Origin of the sequence: Acidovorax sp. 35-64-16, from assembly GCF_002281195.1 — a bacterium.
Taxonomy (GTDB): domain Bacteria; phylum Pseudomonadota; class Gammaproteobacteria; order Burkholderiales; family Burkholderiaceae_C; genus Acidovorax; species Acidovorax defluvii.
In genome coordinates this window covers 20224-29166 of record NZ_NCFM01000035.1, presented here as the reverse complement: position 1 = coordinate 29166, position 8943 = coordinate 20224, and the positions used below count along the sequence as shown (strand labels likewise).

Annotated in this window: 9 protein-coding genes, 1 tRNA gene and 1 pseudogene; 4 read left to right on the top strand and 7 right to left on the bottom strand. The window is 59.6% G+C overall.

What is annotated here, in order from left to right:
* Positions 1 to 412: 412 nt before the first annotated feature.
* A tRNA-Arg gene (locus B7Y64_RS15865) sits at positions 413 to 488 on the bottom strand.
* A 363-nt stretch (positions 489 to 851) separates the two neighbouring features.
* On the opposite strand from B7Y64_RS15865, the gene B7Y64_RS15860 reads away from it, so the two are divergent.
* Complete coding sequence (locus B7Y64_RS15860) at positions 852 to 1664, top strand: c-type cytochrome (protein WP_111868910.1); 813 nt, start codon at positions 852 to 854, stop codon at positions 1662 to 1664.
* Between the two features lie 99 nt (positions 1665 to 1763).
* On the opposite strand, the gene B7Y64_RS15855 is transcribed toward B7Y64_RS15860, so the two are convergent.
* The 3 genes and pseudogenes from B7Y64_RS15855 to B7Y64_RS15845 form a co-directional block, all read right to left on the bottom strand.
* Positions 1764 to 2294, bottom strand: coding sequence for a DUF2946 family protein (locus tag B7Y64_RS15855; RefSeq protein WP_291324948.1), 531 nt, complete (start codon positions 2292 to 2294; stop codon positions 1764 to 1766).
* Positions 2287 to 3306: an alpha/beta fold hydrolase gene (locus tag B7Y64_RS15850; RefSeq protein WP_291324968.1), complete on the bottom strand. Its 1020-nt coding sequence runs from the start codon at positions 3304 to 3306 to the stop codon at positions 2287 to 2289. Before B7Y64_RS15850 ends, B7Y64_RS15855 begins: the two co-directional genes overlap by 8 nt.
* Before the next feature lie 65 nt (positions 3307 to 3371).
* Positions 3372 to 3819: pseudogene (locus tag B7Y64_RS15845) on the bottom strand (nuclear transport factor 2 family protein).
* A 160-nt stretch (positions 3820 to 3979) separates the two neighbouring features.
* On the opposite strand from B7Y64_RS15845, the gene B7Y64_RS15840 reads away from it, so the two are divergent.
* Genes B7Y64_RS15840 through B7Y64_RS15830 form a run of 3 tightly spaced genes read left to right on the top strand, consistent with a single transcriptional unit; the run spans position 3980 to position 6016 of the window.
* Positions 3980 to 4573: a LemA family protein gene (locus tag B7Y64_RS15840; protein WP_291324949.1), complete on the top strand. Its 594-nt coding sequence runs from the start codon at positions 3980 to 3982 to the stop codon at positions 4571 to 4573.
* 13 nt (positions 4574 to 4586) lie between these two features.
* A complete protein-coding gene (locus tag B7Y64_RS15835; protein WP_291324950.1) occupies positions 4587 to 5489 on the top strand; it encodes a TPM domain-containing protein in 903 nt (300 codons plus the stop codon).
* Between the two features lie 2 nt (positions 5490 to 5491).
* The gene (locus B7Y64_RS15830; protein WP_291324951.1) at positions 5492 to 6016 is read left to right on the top strand and encodes a TPM domain-containing protein; all 525 of its coding nucleotides are present in this window, start codon (positions 5492 to 5494) and stop codon (positions 6014 to 6016) included.
* Positions 6017 to 6136: 120 nt separating this feature from the next.
* Here B7Y64_RS15830 and B7Y64_RS15825 read toward each other — a convergent pair whose 3' ends face one another.
* From B7Y64_RS15825 to atpG, 3 genes are all read right to left on the bottom strand, one after another.
* Positions 6137 to 6553 carry a F0F1 ATP synthase subunit epsilon gene (locus B7Y64_RS15825; RefSeq protein WP_024813799.1) on the bottom strand — a complete coding sequence of 139 codons (417 nt, stop codon included), beginning with the start codon at positions 6551 to 6553 and terminating at the stop codon, positions 6137 to 6139.
* 75 nt (positions 6554 to 6628) lie between these two features.
* Positions 6629 to 8035 carry a F0F1 ATP synthase subunit beta gene (atpD, locus tag B7Y64_RS15820; RefSeq protein WP_291324953.1) on the bottom strand — a complete coding sequence of 469 codons (1407 nt, stop codon included), beginning with the start codon at positions 8033 to 8035 and terminating at the stop codon, positions 6629 to 6631.
* A gap of 33 nt (positions 8036 to 8068) precedes the next feature.
* On the bottom strand, positions 8069 to 8935 hold the full coding sequence (gene atpG, locus B7Y64_RS15815; RefSeq protein WP_024813797.1) for a F0F1 ATP synthase subunit gamma: 867 nt from the start codon (positions 8933 to 8935) through the stop codon (positions 8069 to 8071).
* Positions 8936 to 8943: the final 8 nt, after the last annotated feature.

The window sequence follows — 8943 nt, the reverse complement described above, 5'->3', positions numbered from 1 at the left end:
CGTGAAGTTCAAAGACGCGACCGCAGCCCTCTTGCGAGGGCGGCGACGCCGCGCTGCCGGACCAACTGTGCATAACTGCGTGCTGTGCATAACGCTGCTGAACAGTCATTTGATTGCTTATCCCCCAAGTGGGAAGGTTTAGCAGTCAACGGAGCATCCATCAAGAGATGACGGCAAGCTGAAGAACTTTCGATGGGCCACGGGCCCAATGGTCAAAAATCTCTTGAAGCTTCATCTCTGCGCTATGGCAGGGCCACGCATGGGCCACAGGCGGGCCATGAACACAGACGTCAGAAAACTGTGACCCTGAGCCTCAAGGCCTTATTGGCTGCTGAGAGCGGTCAACTCTGAGACTTGAACCAAAATTTGACTGTATCGTGAGCCATGGAAAACTCACGTAAGTCCTTGATTTTGGTGCGGCTGGCGGGGATCGAACCCACGACCCTCGGCTTCGGAGGCCGATACTCTATCCACTGAGCTACAGCCGCAACTCTTAAAAGACCAATACTCAAAATTCCGCTGACAGCCCGGATGACTATAGCCTTCGGAGGCCAATACTCTATCCACTGAGCTACAGCCGCACTTTGTGCTTTGAACCAACCCGTAGATTATTGCATGAGCAAGCCCTGCGAACGACGAGATCGCCACGATGGATTGCCTGCTGTTCACCCCACACGCAGACCACTTACGTATGCACCTCACTTTCGCGCGGCATCGCACAGACGTCTGCGATGCGTCAGCGACGAACACCTCGTCAGTGCTGGCGCCAGCCTGCTTCCGTGTCGCATCCGGGTCATCACACCTATAATTAAAAATTGATCACATCAAGCCCCGACATAACTGAGGACGTCATGAGCGACAACAACCATCACGAAGAAGCACATACCGGCCCAATCAAAAACCCCAAGCAGTTGCTGGTTGCGGTGATTCTTTCGTTTGTGGTACCGATCTTCGCAATCATCGGCTTGGTTTTGTATGTGACCGCTGACAACAAACCCGCCGCAGGCTCTGCGAATCCCGAAAAAGCGATCGCCGAGCGCATCCAGAAGATCGGCATGGTGGAGATTCGCGATTCAAACCGCCCCTTGCGCGGTGGCGAAGAAGTTTACAAAGGGCAATGCGCGGCTTGCCACGCCACGGGGGCTGCAGGCGCACCCAAGCTCGGAGACGCCGCCGAATGGGGCCCGCGCATCAAGACCGGATTCGACACGCTGGTTCAGTCTGCGCTCAAGGGCAAAAATGCCATGGCGCCGCAAGGTGGCGGCGAGTTCAATGACACTGAGATTGCACGTGCGGTCGCTTACATGGCGAATGCTGGTGGCGCCAAGTTCGCAGAACCCGCTGCTGCTGGCGCGCCCTCTGCAGACGCTTCGCCGGCCAGTACTGCTGCGCCTGTAGCGGCGGCCGCTCCTGCATCGGCAGTTTCGGCCAATGGCGAAGCTTTGTACAAGCAGGCTTGTCAGGTGTGCCATGGTGCCGGCATAGCTGGCGCGCCCAAGTTTGGCGACAAGACTGCCTGGGCCCCGCGCTTGGCTGCAGGCATTGATGCGGTGTATGCCAGCGCTGTTCAGGGCAAGGGTGGTATGCCTGCCCGTGGTGGCGCACAAGCTTCGGATGAAGATTTGCGTGCGGCAGTGGAGTACATGGCCGAGGCGGCCAAATAGGCACAGCACCGCACAATCGCGTAACTTGTTCCGAGCCGACCCGAGTGGTCGGCTTTTTTCTGCCTGGTGTGTGTTGAAAGACCAACGGTACTGAACGATTCAGCGCGACATGCTATGCGCCTTGGGGTTCAAGACGTAGCCGAATTGCAGAGGTAGCTCGGCGCTGCGCACAGGTTGCGGCGACCAGATCCCTTTTTCAACGGCATCCGCGACAGCTTCCATATCCAGCGTGTGGACCAGTCCCACACCGATTGCGGAGCTGAGATAAACACGGCCGCACTCATCCTCAAGGCAGCCCAGTGCGGCAGCTTTGACCCCTGTGTGTGCCACCAGCGAAAAATCTGATTCGATGCGCCATACCCATGGCGTGTACTCCAACTCTACGTACACCCGCTGTGGGCCGTTCTGAAAGAACCACTGCCCCTCTACGTCTGCCTCGTAATTGCGCTGGATGAATTCAATGAGTTTTTCGTGCTGCAGGAGGGAACCCTTACTGTGGGGGAACGGACCTGCCGCCTGAGCAGCGTCGTCACGCAGGTACCACCGCCCACGCGCATCCAAGCCTAGCCATCCGTAGCAATTGGGCACATTGGGCCACTTGACGAGGGCCTGTTTGACGATGTCATCCATGCGCGCATTGTGCCCCGCCCGGAGCAACTGCGTGGGCTGCGGCTTGCTGCGACAGCCATCCCACCACGATTTCCGGCATGGCCCGCACATGGCCAGGAACCCGACCCTGCACAAACCCCACATGCCCGCCATGCATCGGTTGCCACAGCCGCACAGAGGATCCCACCTCGTTGGCTGCAGGCAGGCTGGATGCGGGAACAAAGGGATCATTGCGGGCATTGACCACCAGGGCAGGTATGTGAAGGTTGCGCAGCAACGGTTTTGCTGACGCGCGGCGCCAGTAATCTTCTGTGTCTCTGAACCCGTGCAGGGGCGCTGTGAATACGTTGTCAAACGCATACAGATCACGCGCCTTCAACAAGGTATCGCGATCAAACAGGCCCGGATGCTGCTCCAGTTTCTTCAGTGCTTTGGGTATGAGCGTGCGCATGAACATGCGTGTGTAGACCTGCCGATTGAAGCCCTGACCGATCGCCCTCCCCCCAGCCGCCAGATCCAGCGGCGAGCACACCGCAGCCACGGCATCCACGCTACGGCCGGCCTGCGCCCCGGCCTCGGCCGCCCACCGCAACAGGGCGTTACCCCCTAGAGAGACACCCACCGCCATCAATGGCCCGCGATGGGCGCGGCGCAAGCGTTCAAGCATCCAGCCCATCTCTTCATGGTCGCCAGAATGGTAGGCGCGGGGTGCCCGATTGATCTCGCCGCTGCAGCCACGAAAATGCGGCAATGCACAGGCCCAGCCTCGCTCCCGGGCCACATCGGCAAAAGCCTCACCGTAGTGGCTGCGCGATGATCCTTCAAGGCCATGAAAAACCACCAGCAACGGACGCAAAAACTCCGTCGGAGCGCCGTCCTGCAGATAATCCACATCCAAAAAATCTGCGTCTGGCGTGGTCCACCGCTCGCGCCGATATGGCAACGGTGGCCCCTTCACCCGCCGCGAATACAGTGCCGGCCATATTGTCTGCAACTGCCCCCCGGGCAACCACCGCGGTGCCACGTAGTTCAGTGTGCACTGCGAGCTTTCAGCGGGCCTGACAGGCATCATTTTTCCATCCTCGGTCAGCGCACATGTCAATGCAACACGGGTCGCCCATCGCTCAGATTCTGGGCATCTTGTGCGCCCCCCGGACTGGCGTGGTGGACGCCATGCGCCACCCTTCGGGTGCATTGTGATAGACATTGGTCGCCAGGATGAGCGCATGGTGCACTCCATCCGGTAGCGTTATTTCCAGTTGTTCGACCACACCGTGCACGGCACTGGCCAGTGCAAGCACCCTGTGCACCTGCAAAGGTGTGGCTCGCACCACACCGTGGCTGAAAATGGCCTCGAACGCGGCACGAATGCACCGGTGCCCAAGAGGCGCGGACCATCCGGGTGCACGCACACAATGTCCTCATCCTGCGCCCAGCAGGACATCAGCTGTTCGATGTCACCGTGTTGCTGCGCTTCGTAAAACGCCGCCTCGATGTCTTCGGCAGATCCGCCCAGTACTGCTGCTCTGGGGCGTGCGCGGGTCATGGGATGGTGAGAATGTCGCGGAACTGGTATTGTGCTTGGCCCTGTCCAGTGCGGGTGCTGGGACTTCCTTGGGACCAAACCTGCCTTGCGGCAAAATTCAACGGTACCTTGCCACTTCCGGTATTCCCCATTTCATTTTTCCATACACAGGCCCGCCACCATGAAACGTCTTCTTGCCCTTTTCACGGCTGCTCTGTTGCTTACAGGCTGCGGCTACAACGATTTTCAGCGCCTGGACGAACAATCCAAGGCCGCTTGGAGTGAGGTACTCAATCAATACCAGCGCCGCGCCGATCTGGTGCCCAACATTGTTGCCACCGTCAAAGGCGAAGCCAGTTTCGAGCAGGACACGCTGACGAAGGTGATCGAGGCCCGCGCCAAAGCCTCCTCCATCCAGGTGACGCCGGAAACGCTCAACGACCCCACCGCATTTGCCAAGTTCCAGGCGGCGCAGGGGGAGTTGTCGGGAGCGCTTTCGCGGCTGATGGTGGTGGCAGAGCGCTATCCCACCCTGCAGGCAAATCAAGGCTTCCGGGACCTCCGTGTGACGCTGGAAGGCACCGAGAACCGCATCACCGTGGCACGCAACCGTTACATCCAGACGGTGCAGGAATACAACGTGCTGGCGCGCAGCTTTCCCACCAATCTGACCGCCATGGCGTTCAGCTACGCTCCGAAGCCAAGTTTCAGCGTGCAAAACGAAGCCCAGATCACCGCACCACCCGCTGTCGATTTTTCGGCATCGAAGCCTTGATTCTTGCTCATATATGCCTTTAGCGCTTATCCACATTGCGCTAGCAGCTATATTATTAATAGCAACCGGATGGGGTAGCGTTTATGCGCAAACACCGCAACCGGTTCCTGCGCTGACAGCACGCGTGCTGGATCAAACCGGCACGCTCAGTTCCGGCCAGCTTCTGTCTCTGGAGCAGCAGCTCGCAGCACTTGAACAATCCGGTGGCTCCCAGGTAGTGGTGCTGATGGTGGCCACCACGGCACCCGAAGACATTGCCAGCTACGCCAACCGCGTTGCGAACACCTGGAAGATCGGCCGCCGAACCGTGGGTGATGGTGTGCTGCTGCTGGTCGCAAAAGATGACCGCAAGATGCGCATGGAGGTGGCCAAGGCACTGGAAGGCGCTATTCCGGACATTGCCGCGGCCCGCATCATTGACACGGCCATAAAGCCGCGCTTTCGTGAAGGCGATTTCGCCGGGGGCCTGCAGGCGGCTATTACCCAGATATCTGCCCGCATTGCCGAAGAAGCCTTGCCAGAGCCGCAAGCAAATGCTCGCCCGTCGGGGAGAGACGATGCTATAGATTGGGGTGAGTGGGCTATTTTCCTGTTTCTGGGAGTCACGGTGGTCGGCCCGTTGGTGCGCTCCATTTTCGGTAAAGGCCTGGGTTCGGTGCTGACAGGGTCCCTCGCTGCTGGGCTGGCCTACGTGGCAACCACCAGCGCCCTGCTGGCAGGGCTGGCAGGCTTGGCCGCAATGGTCTACATGCTTCTCAGTGCATCGTCACGCACCCTGTCCAGTCGCGGACGTGGTGGCGGATGGGGTTACGGCACCGGAGGTGGGGGCTGGGGCAGCGGATCCTCAGGCGGTGGCGGATTCCGTTCTGGTGGCGGCGGCGATTTTGGAGGCGGTGGCGCCTCGGGAGACTGGTGAACATGTCAGGGCTTTTTCCCGTCTTTGGGGCAGTTGCCCGTCTCTTGCGGCACCGCTGGAACGACCAACTCGTGCGCCGCGTGCTCCCCGACGTCGCCTTGCAGCGGCTGACCACCCGCATTGCCGCCAGCGAACAACAGCACACCGGACAGATACGCCTGTGTGCGGAAGGTGGTCTCCCGTGGAGCTATCTGCTGCGCAATGCGCCCGCGCGCGAGCGCGCCCTCATGATGTTCAGCAAGCTGCGCGTGTGGGACACAGAACACAACAACGGTGTGCTTATCTATGTTCTGCTTGCAGAGCATTCCATCGATATCGTCGCCGACCGGGGAATCCACGCACACGTCGGCGCCGCTGAGTGGCAAAAGATGGTTGCCCGCATGTCGCAGGCCTTCCGCGCGGGGCAATTTGAAGAGGGCATGGGTTTGGCAGTGGACGAAGTCACAGCTTTGTTATGCCATCATTTTCCGGCGTCACCGGACGCAGCCCGATCCAACGAATTGCCCGACGAACCCCACATCCCTTGAACCATATGTGCCCAGGCCCACCGACCAGCCTGTCTCATCAACAGCGATGTCTGTGTACTGGCTCCATGAAAAAACCCGGCAAAGCCGGGTTTCGGGGACGCGATCAGCCGGGGGACTGACTTACCTCTTTTGGCGATATTTGCGCAATGCAGCAATCTGCGCTGCCATGACAGCCAGTTCCGATTGCGCCTTGGCCAGGTCGATTTCGCTTTTGGCGTTTTTCAACGCCTCTTCTGCGGCAGCCTTGGCAGCATTGGCCTTCTCATCATCCAGATCCTTGCCACGGATGGCGGTGTCGGACAACACGGTCACGCAGTCGGGCTGGACTTCCAGAATGCCCCCGGCCACGAAAACAAACTCTTCGCTGCCATCGGCCATTTCAATGCGCACCGAGCCGGGCTTGATACGCGTAATCAGCGGAGTGTGGCGTGGGTACACACCCAGTTCGCCCGCTTCACCGGGCAGCGCAATAAAGCGCGCTTCACCGGAGAAGATGGACTCTTCGGCACTGACCACATCAACGTGGATGGTGTTCATCATTGCTCCTGGGAAAAGATGGTTTGCTAGATTGCTGAAGGCCGAGCCGCCGTGGGCTGCTCAGCCGCCGGGCAATCAGGCCATCTTCTTGGCCTTTTCGAAGGCTTCGTCAATGGTGCCCACCATGTAGAACGCCTGTTCTGGCAGGTGATCGCACTCGCCACCCACAATCATCTTGAAACCACGGATGGTTTCCGACAGCGGAACGTACTTGCCAGGCGAGCCCGTGAACACTTCGGCCACATGGAACGGCTGCGACAGGAAACGCTGGATCTTGCGCGCGCGGGCAACAGCCAGCTTGTCTTCAGGAGCCAGTTCGTCCATGCCCAGAATGGCGATGATGTCGCGCAGTTCCTTGTAGCGCTGCAGAGTACCTTGCACAGCACGGGCCGTAGCGTAGTGGTCTTCGCCCACGACGTTCGGGTCCAGCTGGCGGCTGGTGGAATCCAGAGGATCCACAGCCGGGTAGATACCCAGCGAGGCAATGTCACGCGAAAGCACCACGGTGGAATCCAGGTGGGCGAACGTGGTGGCAGGCGATGGATCGGTCAAGTCATCGGCAGGCACGTAAACGGCCTGGATGGAAGTGATCGAGCCCACCTTGGTCGAGGTAATGCGCTCTTGCAGACGGCCCATTTCTTCAGCCAGCGTAGGCTGGTAGCCCACGGCGGAAGGCATACGGCCCAGCAGAGCGGACACTTCAGTGCCGGCCAGCGTGTAGCGGTAGATGTTGTCCACGAAGAACAGCACGTCACGGCCTTCGTCACGGAACGACTCGGCGATGGTCAGGCCGGTCAGCGCAACGCGCAGACGGTTGCCTGGGGGCTCGTTCATCTGGCCGTACACCATGGCAACCTTGGACTCTTCGAGCTTCTCCAGGTTCACCACGCCGGAATCGGCCATTTCGTGATAAAAGTCGTTGCCCTCACGGGTACGCTCACCCACACCAGCGAACACCGACAGACCGCTGTGGGCCTTGGCGATGTTGTTGATGAGTTCCATCATGTTCACGGTCTTGCCCACGCCGGCGCCACCGAACAGACCCACCTTACCGCCCTTGGCGAACGGGCAGACCAGGTCGATCACCTTGATGCCGGTTTCCAGCAGCTCTTGCGAAGGCGACAGTTCGTCGTACGCAGGGGCCTTGCGGTGGATGGATGCCGTCAGTTCCTGGCTGACCGGACCGCGCTCGTCGATGGGCGCGCCGAGCACGTCCATGATTCGACCCAGCGTCGCCTTGCCGACAGGCACCGTGATGGGGTTGCCTGTGTTGGACACCATGATGCCGCGGCGCAGGCCGTCGGACGATCCGAGCGCAATGGTACGCACGATGCCATCGCCCAGCTGCTGCTGAACTTCCAGCGTCAGAGCCGAGCCGTCCAGCTTCAGAGCGTCATAAATCTTGGGCATCTGGTCGCGCGGGAACTCAACGTCCACCACAGCGCCGATACATTGAACAATCTTGCCTTGCACTTGAGCCATTTTTCGCTCCAATTTAGATGTTGGTTGAGCTGCTTAAACAGCAGCGGCGCCGGACACGATTTCCGAAAGTTCTTTCGTGATCGCTGCCTGGCGCGTCTTGTTGTAGACCAGCTTCAACTCGCCAATGACGCTGCCGGCGTTGTCGGTGGCGGCCTTCATGGCCACCATGCGTGCCGACTGCTCGGACGCCATGTTTTCCGCAACCGCCTGGTAGATCAGGGACTCGACATAGCGAACCAGCAACTCGTCGATGACGCTTTGCGCGTCAGGTTCGTAGATGTAGTCCCAGCCATGCTCCGTTTTTTCGGCCTGCATCTGCTCGGAGGACAGGGGCAGCAACTGCTCCACCACCGACTCCTGCTTCATGGTGTTGATGAACTTGGTGTAGCTCAGATACACCGCGTTGATCTTGCCTTCGGCATAAGCATCGAGCAGCACCTTCACCGGGCCGATGAGCTTGTCCAGATGGGGCGTGTCGCCAAGACCCGTCACATGCGACACCACCTTGGCGCCCACACGGTTCAGGAATCCCAGACCCTTGTTGCCAATGGCCACAGCTTCGGTGGACACGCCAGCGCTCTGCAATTCACGCAACTTGGTGGTCACGGCACGCAACACGTTGGTGTTCATGCCGCCACACAGGCCCTTGTCGGTAGTGACCACGATCACGCCAGCCGCCTTGGCCTCGTTCACCTTCATGAACGGGTGAACGTACTCAGGATTCGCATGGCCGAGGTTGGCTGCAATGTTGCGGATCTTTTCGCTGTAGGGGCGAGCTGCCCGCATCCGTTCCTGCGCCTTGCGCATTTTGGATGCGGCCACCATTTCCATGGCTTTGGTGATCTTCTTGGTGTTTTCCACCGATTTGATCTTGCCGCGTATTTCCTTGCCTGCTGCCATGATGCCTC

Bases quoted from the DNA above. Each gene is read 5' to 3' on its own strand.
- B7Y64_RS15860 (WP_111868910.1), top strand. From the start codon at position 852: ATGAGCGACAACAACCATCACGAAGAAGCACATACCGGCCCAATCAAA.
- B7Y64_RS15855 (WP_291324948.1), bottom strand. From the start codon at position 2,294: ATGGATGACATCGTCAAACAGGCCCTCGTCAAGTGGCCCAATGTGCCC.
- B7Y64_RS15840 (WP_291324949.1), top strand. From the start codon at position 3,980: ATGAAACGTCTTCTTGCCCTTTTCACGGCTGCTCTGTTGCTTACAGGC.
- B7Y64_RS15835 (WP_291324950.1), top strand. From the start codon at position 4,587: ATGCCTTTAGCGCTTATCCACATTGCGCTAGCAGCTATATTATTAATA.
- B7Y64_RS15830 (WP_291324951.1), top strand. From the start codon at position 5,492: ATGTCAGGGCTTTTTCCCGTCTTTGGGGCAGTTGCCCGTCTCTTGCGG.
- B7Y64_RS15825 (WP_024813799.1), bottom strand. From the start codon at position 6,553: ATGAACACCATCCACGTTGATGTGGTCAGTGCCGAAGAGTCCATCTTC.
- atpD (WP_291324953.1), bottom strand. From the start codon at position 8,035: ATGGCTCAAGTGCAAGGCAAGATTGTTCAATGTATCGGCGCTGTGGTG.
- atpG (WP_024813797.1), bottom strand. From the start codon at position 8,935: ATGGCAGCAGGCAAGGAAATACGCGGCAAGATCAAATCGGTGGAAAAC.